Origin of the sequence: Marilutibacter aestuarii (assembly GCF_006546775.1) — a bacterium.
Taxonomy (GTDB): domain Bacteria; phylum Pseudomonadota; class Gammaproteobacteria; order Xanthomonadales; family Xanthomonadaceae; genus Marilutibacter; species Marilutibacter aestuarii.
Map to the genome: position 1 here is coordinate 1 of NZ_VICE01000145.1, position 26,082 is coordinate 26,082.

23 protein-coding genes are annotated in these 26,082 nt (G+C 66.5%); 6 read left to right on the plus strand and 17 right to left on the minus strand.

Annotation, left to right across the window (positions count from 1 at the left end):
* The 3 genes from FKV25_RS14805 to FKV25_RS14815 form a co-directional block, all read right to left on the minus strand.
* Positions 1–2,839: DUF6531 domain-containing protein (locus FKV25_RS14805; RefSeq protein WP_141519562.1), on the minus strand; the 2,839-nt coding region annotated here is incomplete at its 3' end.
* 230 nt (positions 2,840–3,069) lie between these two features.
* A complete protein-coding gene (locus FKV25_RS14810; protein WP_141519563.1) occupies positions 3,070–3,504 on the minus strand; it encodes a response regulator in 435 nt (144 codons plus the stop codon).
* Positions 3,505–3,520: 16 nt separating this feature from the next.
* Positions 3,521–4,648, minus strand: coding sequence for a sensor histidine kinase (locus tag FKV25_RS14815; protein ID WP_141519564.1), 1,128 nt, complete (start codon positions 4,646–4,648; stop codon positions 3,521–3,523).
* Between the two features lie 95 nt (positions 4,649–4,743).
* On the opposite strand from FKV25_RS14815, the gene FKV25_RS14820 reads away from it, so the two are divergent.
* Positions 4,744–6,597 carry an SLC13 family permease gene (locus FKV25_RS14820; protein ID WP_246072114.1) on the plus strand — a complete coding sequence of 618 codons (1,854 nt, stop codon included), beginning with the start codon at positions 4,744–4,746 and terminating at the stop codon, positions 6,595–6,597.
* 348 nt (positions 6,598–6,945) lie between these two features.
* Here the strand turns inward: FKV25_RS14820 and FKV25_RS14825 are convergent, their stop codons facing one another.
* Positions 6,946–8,046, minus strand: a complete 1,101-nt coding sequence (locus FKV25_RS14825) for a PA0069 family radical SAM protein (RefSeq protein WP_141519565.1) — start codon at positions 8,044–8,046, stop codon at positions 6,946–6,948.
* 77 nt (positions 8,047–8,123) lie between these two features.
* Between FKV25_RS14825 and cls the strand changes: the two genes are divergently transcribed.
* The 3 genes from cls to FKV25_RS14840 all read left to right on the plus strand — a co-directional run bounded on the left by cls (position 8,124) and on the right by FKV25_RS14840 (position 10,725).
* Positions 8,124–9,557 (plus strand): cardiolipin synthase, encoded by a 1,434-nt coding sequence (cls, locus tag FKV25_RS14830; protein ID WP_141519566.1) that lies wholly within the window; start codon positions 8,124–8,126, stop codon positions 9,555–9,557.
* Between the two features lie 111 nt (positions 9,558–9,668).
* Complete coding sequence (locus FKV25_RS14835; protein ID WP_141519583.1) at positions 9,669–9,926, plus strand: ATP synthase subunit B family protein; 258 nt, start codon at positions 9,669–9,671, stop codon at positions 9,924–9,926.
* Positions 9,927–9,951: 25 nt separating this feature from the next.
* Positions 9,952–10,725 carry a pyridoxine 5'-phosphate synthase gene (locus FKV25_RS14840; protein ID WP_141519567.1) on the plus strand — a complete coding sequence of 258 codons (774 nt, stop codon included), beginning with the start codon at positions 9,952–9,954 and terminating at the stop codon, positions 10,723–10,725.
* 25 nt (positions 10,726–10,750) lie between these two features.
* Here the strand turns inward: FKV25_RS14840 and FKV25_RS14845 are convergent, their stop codons facing one another.
* The 13 genes from FKV25_RS14845 to dnaA form a co-directional block, all read right to left on the minus strand.
* Positions 10,751–11,140 carry a DUF1801 domain-containing protein gene (locus FKV25_RS14845; RefSeq protein ID WP_141519568.1) on the minus strand — a complete coding sequence of 130 codons (390 nt, stop codon included), beginning with the start codon at positions 11,138–11,140 and terminating at the stop codon, positions 10,751–10,753.
* A gap of 59 nt (positions 11,141–11,199) precedes the next feature.
* Complete coding sequence (locus tag FKV25_RS14850) at positions 11,200–11,616, minus strand: ExbD/TolR family protein (protein WP_141519569.1); 417 nt, start codon at positions 11,614–11,616, stop codon at positions 11,200–11,202.
* Positions 11,617–12,615: 999 nt separating this feature from the next.
* On the minus strand, positions 12,616–13,029 hold the full coding sequence (locus tag FKV25_RS14855; RefSeq protein WP_141519570.1) for an ExbD/TolR family protein: 414 nt from the start codon (positions 13,027–13,029) through the stop codon (positions 12,616–12,618).
* Between the two features lie 12 nt (positions 13,030–13,041).
* A complete protein-coding gene (locus tag FKV25_RS14860; RefSeq protein WP_141519571.1) occupies positions 13,042–13,461 on the minus strand; it encodes an ExbD/TolR family protein in 420 nt (139 codons plus the stop codon).
* Positions 13,462–13,500: 39 nt separating this feature from the next.
* Positions 13,501–14,253 (minus strand): MotA/TolQ/ExbB proton channel family protein, encoded by a 753-nt coding sequence (locus FKV25_RS14865; protein ID WP_141519572.1) that lies wholly within the window; start codon positions 14,251–14,253, stop codon positions 13,501–13,503.
* A 105-nt stretch (positions 14,254–14,358) separates the two neighbouring features.
* Positions 14,359–15,033, minus strand: coding sequence for an energy transducer TonB (locus tag FKV25_RS14870; protein WP_141519573.1), 675 nt, complete (start codon positions 15,031–15,033; stop codon positions 14,359–14,361).
* A 162-nt stretch (positions 15,034–15,195) separates the two neighbouring features.
* Positions 15,196–16,407, minus strand: a complete 1,212-nt coding sequence (locus FKV25_RS14875; RefSeq protein ID WP_141519574.1) for a tetratricopeptide repeat protein — start codon at positions 16,405–16,407, stop codon at positions 15,196–15,198.
* Between the two features lie 181 nt (positions 16,408–16,588).
* On the minus strand, positions 16,589–17,392 hold the full coding sequence (locus tag FKV25_RS14880; RefSeq protein ID WP_141519584.1) for a M48 family metallopeptidase: 804 nt from the start codon (positions 17,390–17,392) through the stop codon (positions 16,589–16,591).
* A gap of 148 nt (positions 17,393–17,540) precedes the next feature.
* On the minus strand, positions 17,541–18,380 hold the full coding sequence (locus FKV25_RS14885; protein ID WP_141519575.1) for a CPBP family intramembrane glutamic endopeptidase: 840 nt from the start codon (positions 18,378–18,380) through the stop codon (positions 17,541–17,543).
* Between the two features lie 8 nt (positions 18,381–18,388).
* Complete coding sequence (gyrB, locus tag FKV25_RS14890) at positions 18,389–20,872, minus strand: DNA topoisomerase (ATP-hydrolyzing) subunit B (RefSeq protein ID WP_141519576.1); 2,484 nt, start codon at positions 20,870–20,872, stop codon at positions 18,389–18,391.
* Between the two features lie 109 nt (positions 20,873–20,981).
* On the minus strand, positions 20,982–22,103 hold the full coding sequence (gene recF / locus FKV25_RS14895) for a DNA replication/repair protein RecF (RefSeq protein WP_141519577.1): 1,122 nt from the start codon (positions 22,101–22,103) through the stop codon (positions 20,982–20,984).
* A gap of 284 nt (positions 22,104–22,387) precedes the next feature.
* Positions 22,388–23,488 carry a DNA polymerase III subunit beta gene (gene dnaN, locus FKV25_RS14900; RefSeq protein ID WP_141519578.1) on the minus strand — a complete coding sequence of 367 codons (1,101 nt, stop codon included), beginning with the start codon at positions 23,486–23,488 and terminating at the stop codon, positions 22,388–22,390.
* Positions 23,489–23,855: 367 nt separating this feature from the next.
* Positions 23,856–25,187, minus strand: a complete 1,332-nt coding sequence (gene dnaA, locus FKV25_RS14905) for a chromosomal replication initiator protein DnaA (RefSeq protein WP_141519579.1) — start codon at positions 25,185–25,187, stop codon at positions 23,856–23,858.
* A gap of 281 nt (positions 25,188–25,468) precedes the next feature.
* Here dnaA and rpmH point away from each other — a divergent pair, with 281 nt between their 5' ends.
* On the plus strand, positions 25,469–25,609 hold the full coding sequence (rpmH, locus tag FKV25_RS14915; protein WP_031374044.1) for a 50S ribosomal protein L34: 141 nt from the start codon (positions 25,469–25,471) through the stop codon (positions 25,607–25,609).
* A 51-nt stretch (positions 25,610–25,660) separates the two neighbouring features.
* Positions 25,661–26,082 (plus strand): ribonuclease P protein component (gene rnpA, locus FKV25_RS14920; RefSeq protein ID WP_141519581.1); only part of this gene is annotated, 422 nt, incomplete at its 3' end.

A 26,082-nucleotide genomic window follows, 5' to 3' on the forward strand; every position in this document is an offset into this window, starting at 1 on the left:
CTGCATCCTTGCGCTGATCCAGCTCATAGCGCGTGGCCGTGCTGACCGACGTCCAGGTCACGGCGTAGGCGCCGTTGTTGTCCGTGGCGGGAGCATTCACCGTGGGAGGCGATGCCGGCGGAAACGTCACGACCGTCGTCCTGGTAGCAGAGTAGCTGCTGCAACCGCCGTCATTGCAAGCCCGGACCCGGTATTCATAGCTGCCATTGGTCAGTCCCGACATTGCCTTGCTGGTGCCGGTGCTGTTGTAAATCTCCGTCCAGTTGCCGCTGCCGTAGCGCTGCTCCAGACGATAGCTGCTGGCACCTGAGATTGCGCCCCAGCTAACGGCGAAGGTCCCACTATTATCCGTCGCCGGAGCAGTCAAGAGTGGTGTCGCAGGTGCCACATAGATGCTTGCGCTGGTAGACCAGGCCGAACAACCCTCAGCGTTGCAAGCCCTGGCGCGAAACGCGTACGTCCCGGTGGGCCGACTCGTGAACGATTTCGTACGGCCAGTCCCAGCGTACACCTGAGTCCAGCTCCCACCATCCACTTTCTGATGCAGGGAGTACGACTCCGCGCCAGATACCGCAGACCAACCCACAGTGAAGTCGCCCAGACCGCTTGCGGAGACGGTCACTACGGGTACGCCAGTCGGGAGTGCAATCGCGGTAGTGCGCTCTACAGCGACCGAAGTGACCAGGGAAGCATTGTTGTACGTGTACCTCTTGACGGCAAAGGTGCCCCCAACCTCACTCTGATACTCGCGAAGCACACGGCCTGCGGCGTCATACTCGCGGCTAATGGTGACATTGTCGGGCGAGGTAACCGCGACCAGGCGACCCGCACCGTCGTAGGTGTAGCTGGTGGTCTGTGCTTCACCGTTGACCAGGAATTTGGTCGTGATCCTTCGCCCGCGGGCATCATATGTGTACTCGTTGATCGCGCCATTGGGTGAAACCACCTTGCCGACTTGACCGAGTGCGTTGTAGCCCGAATACATCGTCGTGTGGCCCAATCCATTGCGAACCGATGTCAGGTCTCCACTCGCACTGAAGGCGTAGGTGACGTCATCGTCTGCCATGGGTCCATCGATGGTCATCGATGCGGGCATTCCATTGGCATGCTTCGTGTAGGAGTACGTCGTTGTCCTGACCTGATTCGAGACGCCAACACTTGAGAGGTTCTTAACAGCAATGCTGCTGAGTCGACCGTCGGCCGTGTACCCAAGCAGCTCTTCACTATCGCCGAGAACAGTCCTGCGAGTCATTCGGTTGTTGATTTCGTCCCAACCGTAAGTCGTTGTCCGGCTGGATGCCTGGCCCTTCGCCTCGATCTTCTGAAGCAAGTGACCATGCGAATCGTAATCGTAATCCGTGATGTTGCCACGGGAATCGACCGTGGTGTCACGGTTGCCATTTTCGTCGTACGTGATTGTCGCCAAGGACCACGGACAATTGCTGGTTTCAATCCCCTCTGTCGCGACCTTCTTGTCACCGGCGTAATGATGCACGCTTGTACGGCCCAGCGGATTCGTGACGTGAACCTCCAGGTCCGACGGAATCGTCTTCGTTCCGCTGGTAGAAGTCGTCGAGCTGGCGGTTGCCATCGACGCAAGTGCGACCGGCCCACCCACGGAGAGTGGCTCGTAGCAGATCCGCCCTTCTCCAGACTGATACTCGCACCATCCCCCCCCACCCTCACCCGGCAAGTAGCCGCCGGGCGGCGGAGGCAGGGGCGGTGGAGTTACCTGTTCCGTCGCGTTAACGATGTAGCTGAATCCAAAATGCTCGACCCCTCCGGCGTGCTCCGTGCTGATGGCACGGCCATCCGCGTTGTAGGAAAAGGTTGAGTAGCGAACTCCATTGAAGGATTTGCCTGTAAGGGCTCCGGGGAACCGGGAGTCTTCGTAGTGATAGCTGATGGTTGTAGTCGGAGCACCAGGCAACGTCGCGCTCGCCAATCTGTGGAGGCTGACTCCGAATACGGCTGGATGGTAGGAATACTGGTAGGAGTTGCCTGCCGGATCCCTGACTTCGATCAGTTGTGCTCCGTTCCAGATGAAATTGACGCTACGGCCAGACGTGTGCGTCACCGTTTGCAAGTACCTGCCCGAGTATGCAAATGTCCACGAGATTCCACGTTCATTCTTGCGCTCGAGAATGTAGCCCTCTGAGTTGTAGCGTTCGGTACCTCGCTCTTCGTTATGCAGGGTGTAACTTCCGTCCGGATTCGCCAGGATGTAAGCGACAGGCGTTGGACGGACTTCGTTCCAGCGGGTGCCCGACGAATCCTGTACAAACTTGACGCGTCGGCCATCAGGGCGTTGCGCCCAAAGGATGCTTCCGTTCGAGGAGGACGCGAGTGTGTAATCGAAGTTGCTTATCCAGTAGCTTCCAAAAAGCCCGGTCGCGCTCCAATAGTGATTGTAGGTACGCTGGAGGTAGAGCCCCATCTCTCCGCCAGTGGAGAAATCGAGCTCAGGCTCGACCTTGTTCCCGCTGTAGAGGACCACAGGGTTTCCGGAAGTCTCGCCACAGTCGGATTGGGTCTTGTCGTTCGACTGCTGGGAATTGTCGGAGCCTCCCCCTACTCCGACCCCGGGCGGATTTTGGCCATCACCGCCACCAGCGCCCCCTATGCCCTGGTTTACGATGTAATCGTAAACGGAAGGGTCGATACATCCACCCGCCCACCTAACCATCCCCCAGTCACTGCAACTGCCCCCGTCGACCACGACAGGCTCTTCTTCCGCGACAGAAATCTGGGAATAAAACGCCCCCGCTGCAAGGGCGAGCGCCAGAATGATCAGCTTGGGCTTACGAGAAGCTGATAGCGCGAGATCCGTATTACGCATGGTCCTCCCCCATTGGGAAGACCGCACAAACGTCCTCCCTGACGTCTTTGAAAAGATTGTGAACACCCGGCTCCCCCCGGGTAGAGGGTCAGAGTAGCCCCGATCAGACAATTCCTGCAATACATGAAAGCCCGTTGAAGCGCAGGTCCCGCCTGGATCCGCCTAGTAGGGAGGGTCTTGGGAACGAGGTAACCACTCAGGGCGATTCCCGTGATTCATGGACCACGCCCTCAGGCAGTCCGCGCCTGGTTCAAAACCAGCCAGTAGAGGCCGACCTGCTTGACCGCCCAGACGAACTGTTCGAAGTCGACGGGTTTCTGGATGTAGCTGTTGGCGCCGAGGGAGTAGCAGCCTTCGATGTCCATCGGTTCGGCGCTGGTGGTCATCACCACGACGGGGATGGTGCGGGTGCGGGGGTCCTCGCGGATGGCCTGCAGCACTTCGCGGCCGTCGACCTTGGGCAGGTTGAGGTCGAGCAGGATGATCGAGGGGAGGTCGCGCGGGTCGCGGGCTTCGTGGGCCTCGCGGGCGAACAGGTAGTCCAGGGCTTCGGCACCGTCGCCGACGACGACGAGGCGGTTGGCGATCTTGGCCTCGTCGAAGGCGAGGCGGGTGAGTTCGACGTCGTCCGGGTTGTCTTCGACCAGCAGTATCACTTTATCCATGGCATGGCTCCCCCCTTCAGGATGGACCGGCCGGCAGCTCTATGGACAGCGTGGTGCCGTGACCGGGTCGGGATTCGGCCTGCAGGCGTCCGCCGTGGCGCATGGCCACGCGCTGGGCGATCGTCAGGCCGAGCCCGTGTCCGCCTCCATCGTCCTGGCTGTGCAGGCGCTGGAACGGTTCGAACAGTTTATGCACGTATCGCATGTCGAAGCCCGTGCCGTTGTCACGGACGTACAGGTTCAGCACGCCCTCGCGCGGCTCGCCCCCGAATTCGATCCGGGCCGCTTCGCAGCCGCGGGTGAACTTCCAGGCGTTGCCCAGCAGCTCGTCGAGCAGGACCTTGAGCAGGCGCTCGTCTCCCTGGACTGTGAGACCGGACTGGATGTCGACACTGACCTCGCGTTCGGGCTCGGCATCCAGCAGTTCGGCATGGACCCAGTCCGCCAACATGCTCAGGTCGACGGGCTGCGGGTTGAGCTCGGCGCGGGTGGCGCGCGACAGGCGGCCCAGCGCGGCGAGCAGCTCGGACATGCGGCGCGCGGAGGCGCTGATGCGCTGCAGGTAGTCCTGGGCGTCGGCGTCGATGTCCTCGCCCAGCGTTTGGCCGAGGCGCTCGGAGAAGCTGAGGATCGATCGCAGCGGCGCGCGCAGGTCGTGGGCGACGGCATCGGCGAACAGTTGCAGCTGGTGGTTGGAGGCCTCGAGCTCGGCGCTGCGGTGCACGGCGCTGGCCTCCATCTCGCTCTCGTGCGCGAGCTGCGCGCCGATGTCGCGGATCTGCACGAGGATGCAGATCGGCTCGCCGCCGGCATCGCGCAGCATGGCAATGTTGACCTGGGCCCAGAGCACGGAGCCGTCGCGGCGGAGGTAACGCTTGCGCGCCTCGAGCAGCAGCCCGGGCTCGTCGGTGATGCGCCGGAGCAGCTCTCGGCTGGGCGCGATGTCGTCGGGATGGGTGACCTCGCGGGCCGCATGTCCGAGCAACGCCCCGGCCTCGTAGCCGAGCATCGCGCACAACGCCGGGTTGACCTCCTTCCAGTGGCCCTCGATGTCGCAGATCGCCATGCCGATGCCCGACGCGGCCATCACCAGGCGGAGTGCATCATCGCCTGGCAGGCGCGAAAGCGTTGCGGTTGGAGACATCGGGACCACTCGTGTTTCGATGCCCTTAGTGTAACGAGCGCCGTCGTGATGGGACGGTGCAGGCAATCGCCTCCGTATGCCTCACAATGCGGCCCATGGATGTCCCCGCGCCCGCCTTCCTGCAGACGTTGCTGACCCAGGTGTCCTGGCAGCAGGTGGCGTTCCTGCTGATCCTCGCGGGCACGCTGTACCTGTTCGTCAGCGAACGCCTGCGCGTGGACGTCACCGCGATGCTGAGCCTGCTGGCGCTCGTGCTGACCGGCATCCTCGACTCTAAGCAGGCCCTGTCGGGCTTCGCCAGCGAACCGGCCATCATCGTCGCGGCGGTGTTCATCATCTCCGGCGGACTGGCCGCGACCGGCATCACCGAGCGCATCGGCCAGTGGATCGGGCGGATCGGCGGACACAGCGAAACGCGGGCGATTTCGGTGGTCATGCCGGTGGTCGCGGCGCTGTCCTCGTTCACGCACCACGTGATGGTGACGGCGATGATGCTGCCGATCCTGAGCCGGTTCGCGCGGCAGCGGAAGCTGTCGGTCTCGCGCCTGCTGATGCCGATGTCCTTCGCCGCTTCGCTGGGCACCACGCTGACTCTGGTCAGCGCGCCGGCCTTCCTGCTGGCCAACAATCTGATCCAGCGCACTGGCGCGGAGAGCCTGGGAATCTTCTCGATCACGCCCATCGGCATCGCCCTGGTGCTGATCGGGCTGGTCTACATGCTGCTGACCCACTGGCTACTGCCCAAGCGCGGCGGCGACAGTGGCGACGACGAATACCTGCGTCTGGACCGCTACCGCACCGAGCTGCTGGTGGTGGAGGGCTCGCGCTGGAGCACGCGGCCCCTGTCGGAGCTGCGTCGTGCGCTGGGCGACAAGTTCGGTCTCGTGGGCTGGATGCGCGACGGCAAGCTGCGCAAGGACCTCAGCGAAAGCAGCCCGATGATCAGCGGCGACGTGCTGTTGGTGGAGGCCTCGGCCGACACCCTGGCCTCGTTGCACGACGACCCGGGCCTGGACCTCAATGCCGTGGCGCGTTTCGGCGACACCGTGACCGGCGACGGCGACGCCCAGCTGGTGCAGGCGGTGGTCGCGCCCGGTTCGGAGTTCATTGGCCATTCGATCCGCGAACTCGACTTCTCGCGCCGCTTCCACGCGGTGATCGCCGGCCTGTGGCGGCGCGACGCGACGATCGCCCCGCGCATCGCCGACGCCCGCCTGCGCGAAGGCGACCTGCTGGTGCTGTGGGGGAAGCCGGCGCGGTTCGCCGAGCTGGCCGCGCACCACGGCTTCCTGATGCTGGTCCCCTTTGCCGGCGAGGCCAAGCGCCGCGTGCGCGCGCCCATCGCGCTGATGGTGATGGGCGCGACCATCCTCGCCGCGGCCACGGAGTGGCTGCCGGTGCCGCTGGCCTTCCTGCTCGGCGCGGTGGCCATGGTCGCCACCCGCTGCGTGGATATCGAACAGGCCTACCGCGAGGTCGACGTGCGCATCTTCGTGATGATCGCCGGCGTCATTCCGCTGGGCATCGCGATGGAGCAGACCGGCACCGCCGCCCTCCTCGCCCAGGGCCTGCTGCAGGTGGTCGCGACGTGGTCGCCGCTGATGATCCTGCTGGTGATGTTCTCGGCTGCCGGCCTGCTGTCGCAGATCCTCTCGGATGCGGCGACGACGGTGCTGCTGGGGCCGATCGCGATCTCGCTGGCGCAGTCACTGGGCCTGCCGCCGACTCCGTTCGTGGTCTGCACCGCGCTGGGCGCGGTGGTCACCTTCCTGTTGCCGATCGGGCACCACGGCAACCTGCTGATCCTGGGACCGGGCCAGTACCGCTTCAGCGATTTCATCCGCATCGGCCTGCCGCTGTCGATCCTGCTGGCCATCACCAGCGCGTGGATCGCCCGCTGGCTGTGGCTGGGCGGCCCGCTGATGCCGGGGGGCTTCGGCGGGATCTGAGGGCGAGAATGGGGAATGGGGAATGGGGAATGGGAACGCGGCATTTTCGCCGCTCATCGCAGCCACCCCTGATAGACGAACTTGACCCGATTCCGCGTCCCCGCTGTAAAGCAAGCGCGTCGCCCCGCCTGCCGACGCCGCCCCGGTCGTCATCCCAGCGAACGCTGGGATCCAGCCATTGGCCTCTAGCTCAATCCGACGCATCCACAATCCGACGCATCGCGCCCATGCCGCATGGAGGGTGCAATGCGCTTTGCTTGTTGCACCCTTCGGGAGCAGGGATCCGGGCGCAGAAAACGTTGGGGCGCCACGTACCTGGCTCGTCGCCCACTACGGCCCCGTGGGGTTTCAGAACAGCTCGCCCTGCGGGGTGACCGGTCGCGGCGGGACGAAGTGGCTGCAGTCCAGCGGCGGCAGCCGCGCATAGCCCAGGCGCCGGTATGCCTTGGCGAAGCGCTGGGCGATGAGCGCGGCGAAGGGGCCCTCGCCGCGCAGGCGGGTGCCGAAGCGGCTGTCGTAGTCCTTGCCGCCGCGCATCTGCTGGACCAGGCTCATCACGTGCGCGGCGCGCTCGGGATAATGCAGCGCCAGCCATTCGCGCCAGACCTGCTTGAGTTCGTGCGGCAGCCGCAGCAGCACATGGCCAGCGGCGGCCGCCCCGGCCTCGCGGGCGGCTTCCAGGATCGCCTCGAGCTCGGCATCGGTGATCATGGGAATGACCGGGGCCACCAGCACCCCGACCGGCACGCCGGCCTCGCTCAGCCGGCGGATCGCCTTCAGGCGACTGTGGGGCGCCGAGGCGCGAGGCTCCATGCGCGCGGCCAGGCGGTTGTCGAGGGTGGTGACCGAGACGTAGACCGTGACCAGCTTTTTGCTCGCAAGTTCGGACAACAGCTCGATATCGCGCAGGATCGAGGCACTCTTGGTGACAAAGCTCACCGGGTGCCTGCAGTCGGCCAGCACCTCCAGGCAGGCCCGGGTGATGCCATAGCGGCGTTCGCTGGGCTGGTAGGCATCGGTGTTGATGCCCAGGGCGATCGGCGCGCAGCGATACCCCGGCCGGGACAGCTCATGGCGCAGACGCTCGGCGGCATTGGTCTTGGCGAACAGGCGGGTTTCGAAGTCCAGTCCCGGCGACAGGTCCAGGTAGGCGTGCGAGGGCCGCGCGAAGCAGTAGACGCAGCCGTGCTCGCAACCCCGGTACGGATTGACCGACTGGCTGAAGCCGATGTCGGGGGAGTCGTTGCGGCTGATGATGCTGCGGGCACGCTCCTCCTGGACGCGTGTGGCCGGGTTGGGCTGGTCGGCCAGGGCCTCGCCCAGCGAACCCCAGCCATCGTCCTCGGGTTCGGCCGTGGTGACCGCGAAGCGCCCGCTCACATACGAGCCCGCGCCCCGCCCCTTCACGCGGCGTGGATCCGGCGACAGCGCTTTCCGGGCATCATCCATGCCTCAAGCCTACGCCGGTCCCGTCGCAGCCGCCACGACGACCGCCGTGGCCCCGCCCAACGGAGTCCCACCCCTCCATGCTGTCATTCGCCTCGATCGGGTCGTCGCTGTTCGACGCCGACAACCTGCACCTTTACCTGATCGCGGGATGGGCGATCTACCTGGTCTGGATCGGCGGCTGGATCATCCTGCAAAAGCGCGAGCCGGTGGCGACGCTGAGCTGGTTGATCAGCCTGGCCGCCCTGCCCTACCTGGGCTTCCTGATCTATTACTTCTTCGGGCCGCAGAGGATCCGGCGCAAGTCCATGGCGCGCCGGCAGACCCGCGCCAGCCTGCCCAGCCCGCCGGCGGGCCTCACCCCGGATCCGGATGCCATCGAGCTGGCACGCCTCGGCCAGTCGATCACCGGCCTGCCGCCGACCACGGCGTCGAAGGTGGAGCTGCTGATCGATGGCGGCGCCAAGTACGAGTCGCTGCTCGAAGCGGTGGCACAGGCGCGCGAGCACATCCACCTGGAGTACTACATCTTCCAGCCCGACCACATCGGTACCGCGCTGCGCGATGCGCTGATCGAGCGGGCGCGCGCCGGCGTCAAGGTGCGCCTGCTGATCGACGCGGTCGGGTCGGGCAAGTGCCGGCACGCCTTCATCGCGCCCCTGCTGGAGGCCGGTGCGGAGATGGCCTGGTTCCACCCGATGAAGCTGCGCTTCTTCTGGAAGCGCCCCTGGCTGAACCTGCGCAGCCACCGCAAGATCGTGGTGATCGACAGCCGGGTCGCCTTCACCGGCGGCATCAACATCACCGACGAGGAAGACGAGCGCCGTCGCGAGGATGCGTATCGCGACCTGCACGTACGCCTGGAAGGCAACGTGGTGCTCGAGCTGCAACTGGTGTTCATCGAAGACTGGGCCTACGCGACCGGCGAACCGCCGTTGAGCCTCGCCCATCCCAACCGGGTCGTGGGCGCGGTCCCGGCCCAGGTGATCCCCTCGGGTCCGGACTCGCCCTGGGAGGCGATCCACCGGCTCAACGTCTCGGCGATCCAGGACGCACGCAAGCGGGTTTGGCTGGTCACGCCCTACTTCGTGCCCGGCGAAGCCGCGCGCATGGCGCTGACCTCGGCCGCCCTGGGCGGGCTGGATGTCCGCCTGCTGGTGCCCAAGCGGAGCGACAGCCTGCTGGTCACGTATGCCGCCCGCTCCTACTTCGACGAGCTGCTGCAGGCAGGAGTCAGGATCTACGAGTACGGTCCGCGGATGCTCCATACCAAGGCCCTGCTGTGCGACGAGGACCTCGTGCTGCTGGGCAGCGCCAACTTCGACAACCGCAGCTTCCGTCTGAACTTCGAGGTCTCGGTCCTGTTCAGGGACAAGGCACTGTGCCGGCAGATGGCCAAGCTTATCGAAGGCGAGTGCGCGACCGCCGTGCCGGTGCAGGCCGAGCGCAACCGGGCGCTGTGGCGGGTGCGCCTGCCCGAGGCGCTGGCCAGGCTCGTCTCGCCCTTGCTCTAGGCATCCATCGACGCCGACGGATGGCCCCGGTCGCCGGGACGGCCGGGCTTGAGCCGCGCGCGGTCGCAGTTACACTCTTGTTACCTCTTCAATGCACGGATTGCCGCCATGATGCCCTGGCTGTTCCTGCTGCTTGCGCTGGCTTCGCTGGCCGTGGCGTTCAAGTCCTCCTCGCCGGCCCTGGTGGCGGTCTGGCTGCTGGTCTCGCTGGCCCTCTTCGTCGCCTGGGTCATGGGGCTACTGGCCCGTCGGGTCGGCAGCCGCAGTCGCGATATCAGCCATGCGATCGATCCAGAGGAGATGCGGCGCCTGCGCGAGCAGGCCGAAGCGCGCAAGGCCGCCATGAGCAACACCGACGGGCCGCGCTGAGCGCGGCTCGCAACGCTTCGATGGCATGACCCTCCTCAGCGTCAACGTCAACAAGATCGCGGTGCTGCGCAATTCGCGCGGCGGCGCGGAGCCCGACGTGGTGCGCGCCGCGCGGACCTGCCTGGACGCCGGCGCACACGGCATCACGGTGCACCCGCGCCCGGATGCACGCCACATCCGCGCGGATGACGTCCGCGCGCTCGCGGCGCTGACGCGCGAGCGCGGGGTCGAGTTCAACCTCGAGGGCAACCCCTTCGCCCCGCCCCGCCCCGGCTACCCGGGCTTCATCGCGCTATGCCGCGAGGTCCGGCCGGCCCAGGCCACCCTGGTGCCCGACGGCGACGGCCAGATCACGTCCGACCACGGCTTCGATTTCGTCCGCGACGGCGAGGCGCTGCGTCCGCTGGTGGACGAGTTGAAGGGGTTGGGGTGCCGGGTCAGCCTGTTCGCCGATGCCCACGCCGCCGAGGCGGACTGCAGCATCGCGCGCGCCGCCGATTGCGGCGCCGCCCGGGTCGAGCTCTACACCGGGCCCTATGCCGAAGCCTTCGAGGCGGGCGACGCCGAAGCGATGCTCGCGCGCTTCGCCGGCGCCGCGCGACGGGCCCGGGCGGCGGGGCTCGCGGTCAATGCCGGCCACGACCTCAGCCAGGCGAACCTGGGCGCCTTCCTCGCCGCCGTTCCCAACGTCCTGGAAGTCTCCATCGGACACGCCCTGGTCAGTGAAGCCCTCTATGCGGGGCTGGAGCCCACCGTGCGAGCGTATCGCGCGATCGTGGACGGCACGCGTCGCGCCTGAGCGGTTCCCGCCAGTCCGGGCGGACTCACAGCTGCACGATCCACTGCTGGATGATGGCCGTCAGGGCCCCTCGGTCGCCTTCGAGGGCCGCGAGGTCAGGCAGTGCGACGATCGCCCGGTCCGCCCCCCGCCAGGCCAGCAGCCCCGCGGGATCGTCGATGGCGTTCTCCGGCATCTGCCGCTTCTTCGCCCCCATGTGCAGGACCAGTTGTACCGCATGCGGCGAGCGCAGGTGCATCGTGGCGAAATGCTCGCGGGTATGGAAGCTCGGTGCATTCCACTTGATCGCTTCGCCGATGGCGGGATTGGCGTCGAGCACGAGTCCGCGCAGGGCAAGGACGACGTCCTTGCGCGGGTGGTCCAGGTCCCGCAGGAAGGCCGCCACCTCCGGATCGGCAGGGTGCGTCTGCGACATGCGGCTATCCGCGGGTGCAGGGCGGGCGAAGCGGGTCGCCCCGCTTCGCGCGCGTGCCGTCATTGGCCATGGGCGATCTGGCGGATGCCGCTGGCCTCGGCCGTGGCGAGTGCATTGGCAAAGGCCTGGTAGTCGGCGTCGGCGCTGGCGCTGACCATGAGGACACGCTCGGGGTCGTTCGCCGCGCTCTGTACCAGTGCACTCCGCAGGGTATCCAGCCCGTGCACGACGCCATCGAGGCGGTAGCGGCCATCGGCCTGCGCGACCAGTTGCAAGGGTGGCACGGTGGGCGCCGTTGCCTCCCGGTTGGCTTGCGGGAGCCTGGCGTCCAGGTTGAGGCCCACCACCGGCGAAATGACCATGAAGATGATCAATAGGACCAGCATCACGTCGATGAGGGGCGTGATGTTGATCTGCGAGAGCGCGGCATCGCCGCGGGCGGATTCGGAGAACACGGAAGACTGGGAGACGGCCATGTACACCTCCTGTGCCGGGCGAGAGACCCGCCTTCGACACTACGCCTGTCCGGGCGGGTCGTGCAATCGGCGGCACGAGCTCGCGCCAGGCGGCCCGTGCGTGCACCCGATGGTCGATGTGTCCCGGTAGCGGATGACTCACTCGAAGAGGGTTGCTCGGGGCGCTCGAGCGACGCCCGCTACCCCGGCCTTCCAGCTTGGGGCGGCCATGACGAGGACCCAGGAAAGAAGGTTGCCGTCCCAACTGGGGGGAACAGGGTGCGCGGCCGGCCCAGGCAGCCTGCGAACACCCAAGGCGAGGCTGGGCGCGACCACCGTCCGGAAGCCCGCAAACGGCGGCGTCTCGGCGAACGCTGTGATCCAGCATTTGCTTGCGTCCTTGTCCTCGCCCATCGCCCTGGGCGCCTGGTCGGCACGGCACTTGGCCCGAGGCGCTTGGCGTGTCGTGAAGTGGCCCCCCTCATACCGGGTCCCCGGGTGCGCTTCGCTTATCCGGGCGACGCGGCCGGCAGACCGCGCGCGCCATCATCGCCGCGCACGCTGGGATCCAGCTTTTGGCAGGGCTGGGCAGATATTCGCCGACCCAGCGCAACGCGCTCGGCGTTCGCCCAGACCGCGCGGCAGTGCCGCGCAAGCGGTCAGCCCCACCCCAGCGTTCGCTGGGATGACGAAAGGTGGTGGCGTTGCAACGCAGGATGGGTTGCGCGAAGCAAAACCCATCGTCCGTAGTGGCCGGAAGCCATGATGGGTATCGCCTTCGGCTCGACCCACCCTACGGCCCTGGGGCGACCGATGTCCGGCAGGTCTACCCCCTGCCCAGCGCAGTGCGCTGGGATATCGTCACTCGCTGGCTAGCCGGGTCAGCCATGCACCTTGATCCGACTCAGTTGGGAGAAGACCCATAAAAAACGCCGCCCCGGAGGGCGGCGTCCAATTTTGCTACACGACGGTAAACGCTTCTTGCTACACGACGGTAAACATGGATCGGATGCGCGGGGCTCAGTTGGCCTCGACGAATCCGATTTTCTGCATGTCCGCATTCTTGGCCGCGGTCAGGACCTTGGCCAGCACGCCGTAGGCGGCGTCGCCGCTGGCGTCGAGCTCCAGCAGCGGCTGGTTGCTCGGGTCCTTGGCGACTTCGGCGGTCATGCGTTGCTGGAGCTGGTCGACCGGGGTCGGCGAGTCGTTCCAGTACACCGTGCCGGATGCATCGATCCGCAGCTTGATCGGCGCTGGCGGATCGCTGACCTGCGGTGGCGGGTTGGTGCTCCGCTGCGGCAGGGCGATGTCGACCGGGTAACTGGCGATGGGCGCCGTCACCATGAAGATGATCAGCAGCACCAGCATCACGTCCACGAGGGGCGTGACGTTGATGTCGGCCATTGCACCACTACCACCCGTTGTGAATGCCATCGGTGGGCTCCCTTAGTTGCTACGGTCGCGGACGGTGACGAATCCGACCTTGCGCATGCCCTGGGCCTGCGCGGTCTTCACGACATCGTTGACGATCCGGTACTTGGTGGTCTTGTCGCCACGCACGTTGACCTGGGGCTGGGGCGTTTTCTGCGCCTCGACCGAGAAGCGGCTTTCGAGCATCTCCTTGGTGACGGGCTCGTCGTTCCAGAACAACGAACCGTCATCCTGCACGGCCACCGTGATCGGCGGCGTCGGGAGGGGCTCCTGCTTCTTCTCCAGGTTGGCCTCGGGCAGGTCCACCTTCACCTTGTGCGTCATCAGAGGCGCGGTGATCATGAAGATGATGAGCAGCACCAGCATCACGTCCACCAGCGGTGTGACGTTGATGTCGGCCATTGCGCCGCCGCTACCGCCAGAACTGAAAGCCATGTTCGAACTCCAAAATCGCGTGTGTGACGACGGGGCCTGTTAGCGCTTGCCTGCCACGTCGCCAACGCGCGAGCCGGTGGCGAAGAAGTCGTGCAGGTCGTGCGCGAAGGTGTCGAACTTGCTGTTCGTCACGCGGTTGGCCCGGGTGAAGAAGTTGAACGCGAGCACCGCCGGGATGGCGACGAACAGACCGATGGCGGTCATGATCAGCGCCTCACCGACCGGACCGGCGACGGCGTCGATCGACGCGTTGCCACTCATGCCGATGCGGATCAGGGCGTGGTAGATGCCCCAGACCGTACCCAGCAGGCCCACGAACGGCGCGGTGGCACCGACCGACGCGAGCAGGGTCTGGCCGGAATCCAGACGGGCGCTTTCGCGGGTCACGGCCTGGCGCAGGGCGCGATCGACGAACTCGGAGCGGTTGAGCGACTCGACCAGGCGCGAACCTTCATGGCGCTGGTGGTGCGAGGCGGCCTGGGCGGCATCGAGCGCGATCTTGGAGAAGGGCTCGCTGCTGGGCTGCTCTTCCATGTAGCGGATGGCGTCCTGCGCGTTCGGGGTTTCCCAGAACGTGCTGATGACGCGATCCGAACTGGAACGCAGGCGGAGGTTGCGCACGAAGTTGTAGATCATCCAGTAGATCGAAAGGATCGACATGGTGACCAGGGTGATGAACACGATCCAGGCGACCAGATCGAAGTTCTGGATCATGTGGCCAAAGCTCATCTGCTGGAGGGCTTCGGCGTTGGAGCCTCCGGCAGTGGCAGCGGTGGTGGTTTCCTGCAGCATGACGCTTACCTTTGAATGTCGTGGAAGGAAAAAGCTTGTACTAGATGAAGTGAAGCTGGAAAGGGTGGAGCGACTTGTACCTGACTACTTGTCCTGCCGGCCCGATCAGCGCGGTGGGACAAAATCGACCGGGACCCGCACCTTGCTGGCGACGGCGACGCCGTTGCGCTGCTCCGGGTTGAAACGCCACTTGCGTGCGGCTTCCATCGCGGCGCGGTCCAGGTTGCGGTTGCGGCTCGACTTCTCGACCGAGACGTCCAGCACGTTGCCGTTGGCGTCGATGCTGATGACCAGCACGACCGTGCCACCCACGCCCTGGCGCGCCTCGGTGGGCGGGTAGCGCGGCGGGTTCAGGCGACGCGACGACGGGTCGACGCTGGAGCCGATGTTGGTGGCCGGCGGCGGCGGCGACGGCGGGGCCGGCGGCGGGGCCTGGACATCAACCGGGCTCGGATCGTCGAACACGACCGGCGGCTCTTCCGGCGGCGGCGGCACCGGGGTCGGCTGCGGCGGCGCCAGTTTTGGCGGCGGCTTCAGCTCTTTCGGCGGCTCCGGCGGCGGCGGCGGCGGCGGCGGCGGCGGCGGTGGTGGCTTGATCAGGTTGACGAGGGTGACCTCTTCCTTCTCCTGCTTTGCCGGAGGCGGGGTCATCGGGGCGAGCAGCAGCAGCAGGGCTGCGGCGTGCACCGTGAGCGCCATGGTGATACCGGCAATGCGGGCCCAGTTGAGGCCTTCGTCGCGACTGTCGTTATGAACGTGGTTTTCGAGGTCTTGCGTCATGCGCCGTCAGCTCGGGAAGTGATTCCGCAACGTCTGACGCCGCGGGCGTTTAAGCGAGTCCGGGCGGTTGCTTTCGCGTTGCCCGAACCTCCTAGGTTATACCAAATCGGACCCGAAGATTCCAAGTGGCAGCCCATCATTTTGTCGTATTGCATGCCCACCCTACAAGGCCGTGATCTTCTTGGCGTCCTCGGGGTTCTTGACTCCCTTGGCAAGCGCCTGGCGTGCGGCCTCCTTGGCTTCGGGGATGCGGTCTTCCTGCCAGTAGATCCTGGCGAGGTTCAGGTAGGTCTCGCCGTCGTCGTCCAGCGGGGCGGCCTTGGCGTAGGCGCTGATGGCCGGCGCGATCTGCTCGGAAAAGTACAGCGACTGGGCGAGCGCCAGGTTGTTCTGGAAATCGTCCTGCAGGATGCCCTTGGACAGGCCTTCCTGGATCACCTTGGCGGCGTCGGCCTCGTGGCCGTCCATGTTGAGGTAGGTCGAGTACAGCTGGCGGTACTCGCGGTCCTCGGTGAGCTGGCCCGAGGCACGCAGCTTCTCCAGCACCTCGGCGGCCTTGTCGAACTGCTCGCCCTGCTGGTAGGTCGCGGCGAGGTTCATCTGCGCGCGCTTGTCGCCGGGGTTCTTCGAGGCGATCGACTCGGCCAGGGCGTTGGCCTCGGCGGTCTGTCCGGTCTCGAAGTAGGTCGCCATCAGCATCTGCTGCCAGTCGTTGCGGGGCTCGGGGCTGGCGTCGATGGCCTGCTTGAGGACGGTGGCCGCCTCGGGGTAGCGCTCCATGCGGTACAGCGCGTTGCCCTTGACGATCAGGTGCTCGGGCTTGGTGCTCCTGGTTTCGGCGAAGAAGCGGTCGATCGTCGCCAGGGAAGCGTCGTACTGCTCTTCCTGCAGCTGCAACTGGGCCATCATCAACATCGCGTTGTAGTGGGCGTCGTTGTCCAGGCCGTTGTAGTCCAGGGCCTTCTGCAGGTCGGCGATCGCACCCACCGAGTCGTCCTCGTCGTACAGGGTCTGGGCGGCGATCTGCGCGGCAAAGGACTTGTCGTATTCGTTGGCCTTGTCGCTGGCCATGATCTCCTCGGCGATCGCCCGCGCCTCGGCGCCATTGTCGTCGTCGTAGGCGTCCATCATCTTCTTCAACCGCGGCGTCATCTTCGACGATGCCTTGGTCTTGGGGGCCTCGCGCGTCGCGTCGGGATACTGGTCGGCGCTCTCGCTGGCCTTCTCGCTGCCCGACTGGGCGTGGCGCTCGCGACGGGCTTCGGCGCGGTCGTGGGCGGTCTGCGCGTTCGCCTGGGAGACACCGCCGAACACGAGCACGGCGCCGATGGCGGCCGAGAGCAGGGTGAGGTGACGGGGGGCGGATGGGTTCATCGGATTACCTTCTCTGTGTCGGTGCAGCGAATGTGGATTCGACGGGTGGGCGCCCGATCAACACGGGTTGCTCGGCGGCGGGGCGGTCACGCTACCAGAAACGTGCGACAGGGTGATACGGGGTTGCCTTCCATGCGGATCTGGTCGTGTCGGGCAGGGCGCACACTTTTACCCTCCATACCTATCCGCATTGAGGCGTATTGCCGCTGGCCCGCGCCTGCTGGTACGTCGGCGTGAGGCCGTCGGCACGCCGCTCCAGCTCCTGGATCCGGGTCCCGGGGCTGGGATGGGTGGACAGCCACTCCGGCGGCTGGTTCCCGCCGGCCGACATCATGTGTTGCCACAGGTCCACGGCCTGGTGCGGGTCGTAGCCGGCCTTGGCCATGAGCTGCTGGCCGACCACGTCGGCCTCGCTCTCCTGGGTGCGGTTGTTGGGCAGCAACAGGCCCGCCTGGACGGCGGCGCCGCCGAACTGGCTGGTCGCACTGGCCGCGTTCTGGCCGTAGGCCGATCCGACGATCGCGCCGACGATGCCCAGGCCTGCCTGCGCACCCATCTGGCGGGTGACGCGCTCGTCATGATGGTGCGCAATGACGTGCCCGATTTCGTGGGCGACGACGGTGGCCAGCTGGTCCTGGTTCAGGGCGACCTTGAAGATGCCGCTGTTGACGCCGATCTTGCGGCCGGGGAGGGCGAATGCGTTGGGCGAGTCGTCGACGAAGAGGGCCACTTCCCACCCGGTCTGCTGGGCCGCGGGCAGTTGTCGCGTGAGACTGTCGACGACGCAGCGGACATATCGGGTCTGGCTGCTGTTGGTGCTGATCTTGCCGGTCTTCTTGGCCTGATCGAACGCCTGGACGCCCATCTGCTGCAGCTGCTCCTGCGACACGGCGCCGACCACCTGGGTGCGCCCGGTGGGCGAGGTGGTGGTGGCGCACGCGGCGACCAGTACGGTGCTGGCGGCGGCCAGCAGGCCCAGCCGCAGGCGGGTGGTGGCCGGGCGTCGGGCTGCGGCTGCGCTTTTGGTGGATGCGTCGAACATGCGGTCTCCCCGTCGATGGAAGGGTTGTTGTAGCCGAAGCTGGATTAACAAGGTGTAATCCCAGCCTCGTGCAGGGCGCGTGGTGACGGGCTCAGGCGTAGCCCAGAACCAGCAGCAGGCAGGCGACCGCGTTGTTGAGGGCGTGGGCGCCGATCGCGGTCCCCAGGCTGCCGGTGCGTCGATAGACCCAGGCGAACGCGGCGCCCATGAAGCCATACGTCAACCAGAGCTGGACGGTTGCAGGCCAGCTGTTGGCACTCACGCCCGGGAGCTCGTGTATCAGCGCGAACGCCGCGCTGCTGAGCACCATGCCCAGCCATGGCCGGCCGGCGCGCCAGAGGCGCCCGAACAGCACGCGCCGGAACAGCAGTTCCTCGTATGCCGGCGCCAGGAGGACGGCGAAGGCGTACATGAACAGGGGGCTCTGCTCGAACGCGGCCTGGATCATGGCCTGGTTGGTCGGCACCGGTTCGCTGCCCAGCTGCCTGCCCAGCCAGGCGATCGCCGTGCTCGCCGCCAGGGTGGCCAGGCCGACCAGCGCCATCCAGCCCCAGGTCGAAGGGCGCGACAGGGCCTGGCGCGAACGCCGCCGTTCGTCGGGCGTCGCGCGACCACGCAGGGCGTAGACGATCAGGGCGCTACCGCCGGTCGCGAGCAGGGTGACCCAGATCATGACCAGGGCGTCGGGCTGGGCGAGCGCGTGCAGCAGCCCATCCGGGGCGAGCGGTTCGCCGCGCGACAGCGCGGTGGCGCCCTCGATCACCGCGGCCGCGATCGAAAAGAGCGTGCTGAGCGCGACCAGCAGGCCGATCGCCATGCCCAGGTCGACGAAGAAGCCGGGCAGGGGCGCCATCGGCCGGGGGACCGCCGCCGCGCGCGGCGCCAGCGGCGGCGGAAGCGAGGCGCCCGGCATGCCTTCCTGTGCGGACATGCCAGGGCTCAAACGTCGAGGTTGGCGACCTTGAGCGCGTTGTCCTCGATGAATTCGCGGCGCGGCTCGACCACGTCGCCCATCAAGGTGCTGAAGATCTGGTCGGCAGCGACCGCGTCTTCGATGCGCACGCGCAGCAGGCGGCGGGTCTCCGGGTTGACCGTCGTCTCCCACAGCTGCTCGGGGTTCATTTCACCCAGGCCCTTGAAGCGCTGGATCTGGCGCCCCTTCTTGGCCTCGTCCAGCAGCCAGGCCTGGGCCTGGGCAAAGCTGTTGATCGGCTGCGCGCGATTGCCACGGATGATCTGCGCGCCATCGCGGACCAGGCCGTGCAGCTGGTCGGCCGCTTCGCGCAGGGCACGCAGCTCGCCGCCCTCGAAGGCCGCCAGCGGCAGCAGCTGGACCTGGGTCTGGCCCATGTGGCTGCGCTCGATCCTCAGGGCGGCCGGCTGCAGGTCGTTGGCCGGCTGTAGGGCCAGCGCGTAGCGCGGCTGTCCGAGTCCGCTGCGGTTGAGCCGCGCGGCGAGGGCGTCGAGCTCGTGCTGCTCGTCGGTGTTGTCCTGCAGGCGCGCGGCATCGAGCGGGGTGAAGTCGATCAGCGCCTCCAGCACGCGCGGATCGAAGCGGTGCTGGTTGCGGGCGATCACTTCGCGCGCGGACGCGTAGGCGAGCAGCAGCGCCTCGAGTGCCGCACCGGTGATCGGCGGTTCGCCCTCGGCCGGTACCAGGCTGGCGTTCTCGACCGCATGGCTGGCCAGGTAGGCGTCCAGCGCCGCGTCGTCCTTGAGGTACAGCTCGGTCTTGCCCTGCTTGATCTTGTACAGCGGCGGCAGGCCGATGTAGATGTGGCCGCGCTCGATCAGCTCCGGCATCTGCCGGTAGAAGAAGGTCAGCAGCAGGGTGCGGATGTGGCTGCCATCGACGTCGGCATCGGTCATCAGGATGATGCGGTGGTAGCGCAGCTTGTCCGGGTTGTATTCGTCCTTGCCGATGCCGGTGCCCAGCGCGGTGATCAGGGTCCCGACCTCGGCGGACCCGAGCATGCGGTCGAAGCGGGCACGCTCGACGTTGAGGATCTTGCCCTTGAGCGGCAGGATCGCCTGGGTCTTGCGGTTGCGGCCCTGCTTGGCCGAGCCACCGGCGGAGTCGCCCTCGACGATGAACAGTTCCGACAGCGCGGGGTCCTTCTCCTGGCAGTCGGCGAGCTTGCCCGGCAGGCCGGCGATATCGAGCGCGCCCTTGCGGCGGGTCAGGTCACGCGCCTTGCGGGCCGCTTCGCGCGCGCGCGCCGCGTCGACCACCTTTTCGCAGATGGCACGGGCCTCGTTCGGGTTTTCTTCGAGGAACTCCTGCAAACGTGCGCCGAACGTGCTTTCAACTACCGGCTTGACGTCAGAACTGACCAGTTTCTCCTTGGTCTGCGAGGAGAAGCTGGGGTCGGGCACCTTCACCGACAGCACGGCGATCATGCCCTCGCGCATGTCGTCGCCGGACAGGCTGATCTTGGCCTGCCGGGCGATCCCGTTCTGTTCGATGTAGTTCGACAGGGTGCGGGTCAATGCCGCGCGGAAGCCGGCGAGGTGGGTGCCGCCGTCCTTCTGCGGGATGTTGTTGGTGAAGCAGAACATCGTTTCCTGGTAGGCGTCGGTCCACTGGATCGCGACGTCCACGGTGATGTCGTTGGCTTCGCCGGACACCGAAATCACGTTCGGGTGCAGCGGGGTCTTCAGCTGAGCCAGATGCTCGACGAAGGAACGGATGCCGCCCTCGTACTGGAACACATCGCGCTTGCCCTCGCCACGTTCGTCGACCAGGGTGATCTTGACGCCCGAGTTGAGGAACGACAGCTCACGCAGGCGCTTGGCGAGGATGTCGTAGTGGAATTCGGTGTCGGTGAAGATGCTGGCCGCCGGCTTGAAGCGGAGCAGGGTGCCGCGTTTCTGCGTCGGCTCGAGCACCTGCAGCGGGGCCAGCGGTTCGCCCATGGCGTATTCCTGGCGGTGGTGGTGGCCATCGCGCCACACGTCCAGCCACAGGTGCTCGGACAGGGCGTTGACCACGGACACACCGACGCCGTGGAGGCCACCGGAGACCTTGTAGCTGTTGTCGTCGAACTTGCCGCCGGCGTGCAGGACCGTGAGGATCACCTCAGCCGCGGAAACGCCTTCTTCCTTGTGCACGTCGACCGGCATGCCGCGGCCGTTGTCGAGCACCGAGACCGAGCCGTCCTCGTGGATGGTCACGACGATATCGTCGGCATGGCCGGCGAGGGCCTCGTCGACCGAGTTGTCGACCACCTCGAACACCATGTGATGCAGGCCGGTGCCGTCGTGGACATCGCCGATGTACATGCCGGGACGCTTGCGCACGGCTTCCAGACCCCGCAGCACGGTGATCTTGCTGGAGTCGTAGGCTTGGTTGGCGGGCGCTTCGGCGGCGGAGGTCGGGTCCTGCGAGGACTCGGGCGAGGGATCGTGCTCGGTTTGGGTCATTGCGGCAGCGGGCTCCGGCGACGCGTTCGCGGAAGCGCGACGCGTCAGGACACATTAGCTATAAGCGACCCGTGAGTATAGCAGCCGGGCCCGCTCGGACGGGCGCGGCTCAGGTCGGGGGCCCGGCGACCCCTTCGTGCACACCTCCGTGTTCCACGTGGAACCTGCTCACCGCGACGTGCGCCCGCGCCAATGCCGCCGGCGCTTCGGTACCGGTGATGAACACCTGGGCATCGGTCTGCATCAACCACTCCAGGACGCGCCCCTGATGCGTACGATCGAGCTCCGATCCGAGATCATCCAGCGCGATCACGGGCCAGGCGCCCCGGGCATGGGCGTGATGGGCTGCCTGGCCCAGGATCGCGGCGAGCGCGGTGAGCTTGGCCTGACCTCGAGACAGGGCCTCGCGACCCGGGAGCCCGGGAAACCGGATCCTCCAGTCCGCGCGATGCGGGCCGACCGAGGTGTAACCGGCCTGGAGATCGCGTTCGCGGGCCAGCAACAGTGCGTCCGCAAGTGGCATCGCATCCCGCCTCCAACCGGGGAGGTATTCGAGGTCGACCCTGCCCAAGCCGGGCGCAAGCCGGTCCAGTAGCGGGGCCATGGTGTCGTGCAGGCTTTCCAGATACAGCTGTCGGCGTCGACTCAGGGACTCGCCAGCCTCGGCCAGCTCACGCTCCCAGGCCTCCAGCCCATCACGCACCCTGCCGCTCTTGAGCAGTGCATTACGCTGCTTAAGGGCCCGGGCGTAGCGGCGCCAGAGCGGCATGAACTCCTGTTCCACGTGGAACAAGCCCCAATCGAGGTAGCGGCGGCGGTTCTCGGCACTGCCGGTCACAAGCGCATGACTGCCAGGCTCGAAGCTGACGACGGCCAGTGCTGCGCACAGGTCACCCAGTTGTGCGACATTCTCGCCATCCAGGCGGCCGGTCCAGTCCTGTCCGCTATGCCTCAGGCCCGCCCTGCGGACGCGGACGGAAGAGGAATCGCCGGGGACCCGATGCTCCCGCCACTCGACGAAGACTTCCAGGTCCGCCGCGCCGTCCTTCAGCAGCCCATCGCGAACCCGGCCGCGAAAGCTTCGTCCGTAGGCCATCAGGTGCATGGCCTCCAGCAGGGACGTCTTGCCGGCACCGTTGTCACCCGTGACCAGGTTCAATCCGGCAAACGGGGCCAGGGTGGCCTCGTCGAAGCGACGGAAGCGGCGGAGGTCGAGACGGGTGATCTGCATTGCCGATAGCTTAAAGGCTGGCCCGGATCGGGAGGAGGGTAGGGCGGTAGGTCGTTGCAAATGCCATGCGGTGGCGGGCCCTATTGGGCCACCGCACAGATCCCTGTACCGATGCAGCGACAAGGAGCCGGTCAGGCGTTCGCGCGAGGCGGTCGCCCCGGGGTGCGAACAGGTGCGAACAAATGGAGGATGACCCACGCCCTGGAGCGGATCTGCGCAAAAAAACACCCGGCCGGGGCCGGGTGTTCGATGTTCCACGTGGAACGTACCAGCGAATCGACGGTTCAGAGCCTCAAGGGCATGACCACGTGGCGGCTGCGCTCGTTACCCGCTTCGCGCACCAGCGCCGAGGAGTTCGCATCGCGCAACGCCAGGATGACCTGCTCGTCGCGCAGTGCGGTCAGCGCATCCAGCAGGTAATTCACGTTGAAGCCCACGGCCAGGTCGTCGACCTTGGTGTCGGCTTCGACCTCTTCCTGCGCCTCCTCCTGCTCGGGGTTGTGCGCGCTGATCTTCAGCTGCCCCGGCGACACCTCGATGCGCACGCCCCTGTACTTCTCGTTCGACAGGATCGCGGCTCGCTGCAGGGATGCACGCAGTACCTCGCGATCGATCCGTACTTCGCGATCGGCACCGATCGGAATGACCGCTTCGTAATCGGGGAAACGACCGTCGATCAGCTTGCTGGTGAACGTGACATCGTCGCGCTTGATGCGGATGTGGCCACGGCCCATCTCGATCTCGACTTCGCGATCGCCACCCTCGAGCAGGCGCTGCAGCTCGGTCACGCCCTTGCGGGGCACGATGATCTGGCGCTTGGTGCCGTTGCCGCCTTCAAGCGGCGCTTCGCACAAGGCCAGGCGATGGCCGTCGGTCGCGACGCAGCGCAGGCTTCCATCTCGGAGGTCGAACAGGAGCCCGTTGAGGTAATAGCGGACATCCTGCTGGGCCATCGCGAACGCGGTGCGCTCGATCAGCTCCTTCAGCGATCCTTCGGGCACGCGGACCCGTTCGGTCGCTTCCACCTCGTCGATCGCCGGGAAGTCGTTGGCCGGGAGACTCGCGAGGGTGAAGCGCGAACGTCCGGCCGATACGGTGATCTTCTCGGCGCTCTGGCTGATGGTGACCTTGCTGCCGTCGGGAAGCGCACGAACGATGTCGAACAACTTGCGCGCGGGGATGGTGGTCTCACCGTCCTCGGCGTCGTCGACCGCGATCCGCGACACCATCTCGACTTCCAGGTCGGTACCGGTCAGCGACAGCTGCCCGTCCTGCACCTGGACGAGCAGGTTGGCCAGGACCGGCAGGGTCTGGCGTCGTTCGACCACGTTGACGACTTGCGCCAACGGCTTAAGAAACACTTCGCGTTGCAGGCTGAAACGCATGCTCAACCGCTCCCCTATGCCCAAGACAAAAGATTGGATAAATCAAAAGCATGGTGGTGGTGGTGTCGGCGAAAAGCCGGGAAAACCCACTTAACCATATGTTTTAAAAGCAAAAATATCGAAGCTGAACCCCTGTAGAACCCGCCCTGGATCACTGGGTAACTTGTGGACAAGTTTTCCGCCTTTCCGGCGCGGTCGGCTTATCCACAACTTGTACCGGCACCATCCAGAATGTTTCGTGTTCCCTGTTCAGGTTCCATGTTGCAACCGGCCTGGCGCCATGTTCGTGTCGCCTTGGCCAGGTCGGGGCTCTTGCCAGGCGTCCGGCGCGACCGCGCAGTCCCGACGCCCTTGAACCGTTTTGAAGCTACTCGCTCAACTTGCGGATGAGCTTGTCCCAATCCTCTCGCATCTTGCCGTCGGTCTCCATCAGGGTGCGGATCTGCCGGCAGGCATGCAGCACCGTGGTGTGGTCGCGACCTGCGAACGCATCGCCGATCTCTGGCAAGCTGTGTTCGGTCAGTTCCTTGGTCAGCGCCATCGCCATCTGGCGCGGGCGGGCGAGCGAACGGGTCCGTCGCTTCGACAACAAATCCTTGATTTGAAGGCCATAGTAGTCTGCCACGGTCTTCTGGATGTTGGGGATGCCTATCGCCTGCTGCTGGGCCCGCAGGAGGTCGCGCAGGGTTTCCTGGGCGAACTCGACGGTGACCGCGCGGCCGGTGAAGTTGGCGCGGGCCGTGAGCGTGTTCAGCGCGCCCTCGAGGTCGCGCACGTTCGATCGCATCTTCTTGGCCAGCAGGAAGGCCACGTCCTCGGGGATGCGGGCGCCGCGCTCGGCCGCCTTGGACAGCACGATCTGCGCGCGCGTCTCGAAGTCGGGCGGCTCGATCGCCACCGACAGGCCCCAGGCCAGGCGCGACTTCAGGCGCGGCTCCAGGCCTTCGACCTCGCGCGGGTAGCGGTCGCAGGTCAGGATGATCTGCTGCTTGCCGTCGAACAGCGCATTGAAGGTGTGGAAGAACTCTTCCTGCGTGCGGTCCTTGCCGGCGAAGAACTGGATGTCGTCGATCAGCAGGGCGTCGACCTGCTGGAACTGGCGCTTGAAGGCGTCCATGGTCTTGTCCTGCAGCGACTTCATCATCGCGCTGAAGAACTGCTCGCTGCGCAGGTACATCACCCGCGTGGAGGGGTTGTTCGCGCGCATGGCATTGCCCGCGGCGAACATCAGGTGGGTCTTGCCCAAGCCGGTGCCGCCGTACAGCAGCAACGGGTTGTGGGCGCGGTCACCAGGCTTGAGCGACGCCTGCCATGCAGCGGCACGTCCAAGCTGGTTGCTGCGACCCTCGACGAAGTTGTCGAAGGTGTAGTGGTTGTCGAGATGGCCATTGAAGGGGGCGACCGGCGCCGGTGCAGGCGCCGATGCCCGGGCGACGCCCGCCTGCGGATTGGCCGGCGTCGCGCGCGGCAGGGCGCCGACCTCCAGGCTGACCTCGCTGCTGCCGGCGAAGTGGCCCAGCAGTTCGCGGATCCGGTCCAGGTAGCGGGCGCGCACGTGCTCGACCACGAACGCATTCGGCGCGTATAGCACCGTGACGTCGTCGCGACGGACCGATTGCAGGGGTTTGAGCCAGGTCTGCACGTCCTCGGGAGCGAGTTCGGTTTCGAGGCGTTCGAGGCAGCGGGGCCAGGCGTCCATAGGGATGGGCAAGTGTTCCAGAGTGATGCGTTGACGCGATGTCCGTCGACGCGCGCGCTCGACGCGCGGCGCGACACGATGGGGACGGGGCCGGCCAGACTATCACCGGCCCGGGGGCCGGAACAGCGCGCCGTGCCCGCGCCGATGTGCGGTGGCGGCTTGCGACACGGCGCCGGTCCGCCGCCGCGTCGCCTGAACGAGCGACGACCGGAAGTTGACCGGGCAAGGACGCCGAGCTAGACTTCGCGGTTCTATTCCGTATCCAACGCAGAGCCGCACCCATGGCCACCAAGCGCACCTACCAGCCCAGCAATCTCAAGCGCAAGCGCGACCACGGTTTCCGTGCGCGCATGGCCACCGCCGACGGCCGCAAGATCCTTGCCCGCCGCCGTGCGAAGGGCCGCAAGCGCCTCTGCGCCTGAGTCTGATCCGCGGCCGCCACGGATGACTTCTTCCGTCGGCCGTCGTCTGCAATGACAGACTACCGCTTCCCGCGCACCGCGCGGGTACGCGCGCGCAACGACTTCGATCGCATCTTCAAGCAAGGCCGGCGCGTGGCACTGCCCGTGCTCGCCCTGCACTTCAGCCTTGACGATCCTGCGTCCGCGACGGCCCCCGCCGCGGACGCAGGCGCGTGCCTGACCGGCGCCCGACTGGGCCTGGCGGTCTCGCGCAAGGTCGATCCGCGCGCGGTCGGGCGCAACCGCATCAAGCGCGCCTTCCGCGACACGTTCCGCCAGATCCGCCATCGCCTGCCCGCCGGCGAGTACGTCCTGGTCGCCCGACCCGGTGCGTCGCGCCAGAGCGGCGAGGCGCTGCGCGCGGCTTTCCTGCAGTTATTGCAACGCGCCGGCGCTTTGCCGCGGGGGGGCGCGGACGGCACAATGCGCGCCGA

Coding starts and splice junctions, on each gene's coding strand:
- FKV25_RS14810 (WP_141519563.1), bottom strand. CDS start 3,504: ATGGATAAAGTGATACTGCTGGTCGAAGACAACCCGGACGACGTCGAA.
- FKV25_RS14815 (WP_141519564.1), bottom strand. CDS start 4,648: ATGTCTCCAACCGCAACGCTTTCGCGCCTGCCAGGCGATGATGCACTC.
- FKV25_RS14820 (WP_246072114.1), top strand. CDS start 4,744: ATGGATGTCCCCGCGCCCGCCTTCCTGCAGACGTTGCTGACCCAGGTG.
- FKV25_RS14825 (WP_141519565.1), bottom strand. CDS start 8,046: ATGGATGATGCCCGGAAAGCGCTGTCGCCGGATCCACGCCGCGTGAAG.
- cls (WP_141519566.1), top strand. CDS start 8,124: ATGCTGTCATTCGCCTCGATCGGGTCGTCGCTGTTCGACGCCGACAAC.
- FKV25_RS14835 (WP_141519583.1), top strand. CDS start 9,669: ATGCCCTGGCTGTTCCTGCTGCTTGCGCTGGCTTCGCTGGCCGTGGCG.
- FKV25_RS14840 (WP_141519567.1), top strand. CDS start 9,952: ATGACCCTCCTCAGCGTCAACGTCAACAAGATCGCGGTGCTGCGCAAT.
- FKV25_RS14845 (WP_141519568.1), bottom strand. CDS start 11,140: ATGTCGCAGACGCACCCTGCCGATCCGGAGGTGGCGGCCTTCCTGCGG.
- FKV25_RS14850 (WP_141519569.1), bottom strand. CDS start 11,616: ATGGCCGTCTCCCAGTCTTCCGTGTTCTCCGAATCCGCCCGCGGCGAT.
- FKV25_RS14855 (WP_141519570.1), bottom strand. CDS start 13,029: ATGGCATTCACAACGGGTGGTAGTGGTGCAATGGCCGACATCAACGTC.
- FKV25_RS14860 (WP_141519571.1), bottom strand. CDS start 13,461: ATGGCTTTCAGTTCTGGCGGTAGCGGCGGCGCAATGGCCGACATCAAC.
- FKV25_RS14865 (WP_141519572.1), bottom strand. CDS start 14,253: ATGCTGCAGGAAACCACCACCGCTGCCACTGCCGGAGGCTCCAACGCC.
- FKV25_RS14870 (WP_141519573.1), bottom strand. CDS start 15,033: ATGACGCAAGACCTCGAAAACCACGTTCATAACGACAGTCGCGACGAA.
- FKV25_RS14875 (WP_141519574.1), bottom strand. CDS start 16,407: ATGAACCCATCCGCCCCCCGTCACCTCACCCTGCTCTCGGCCGCCATC.
- FKV25_RS14885 (WP_141519575.1), bottom strand. CDS start 18,380: ATGTCCGCACAGGAAGGCATGCCGGGCGCCTCGCTTCCGCCGCCGCTG.
- gyrB (WP_141519576.1), bottom strand. CDS start 20,872: ATGACCCAAACCGAGCACGATCCCTCGCCCGAGTCCTCGCAGGACCCG.
- recF (WP_141519577.1), bottom strand. CDS start 22,103: ATGCAGATCACCCGTCTCGACCTCCGCCGCTTCCGTCGCTTCGACGAG.
- dnaN (WP_141519578.1), bottom strand. CDS start 23,488: ATGCGTTTCAGCCTGCAACGCGAAGTGTTTCTTAAGCCGTTGGCGCAA.
- dnaA (WP_141519579.1), bottom strand. CDS start 25,187: ATGGACGCCTGGCCCCGCTGCCTCGAACGCCTCGAAACCGAACTCGCT.
- rpmH (WP_031374044.1), top strand. CDS start 25,469: ATGGCCACCAAGCGCACCTACCAGCCCAGCAATCTCAAGCGCAAGCGC.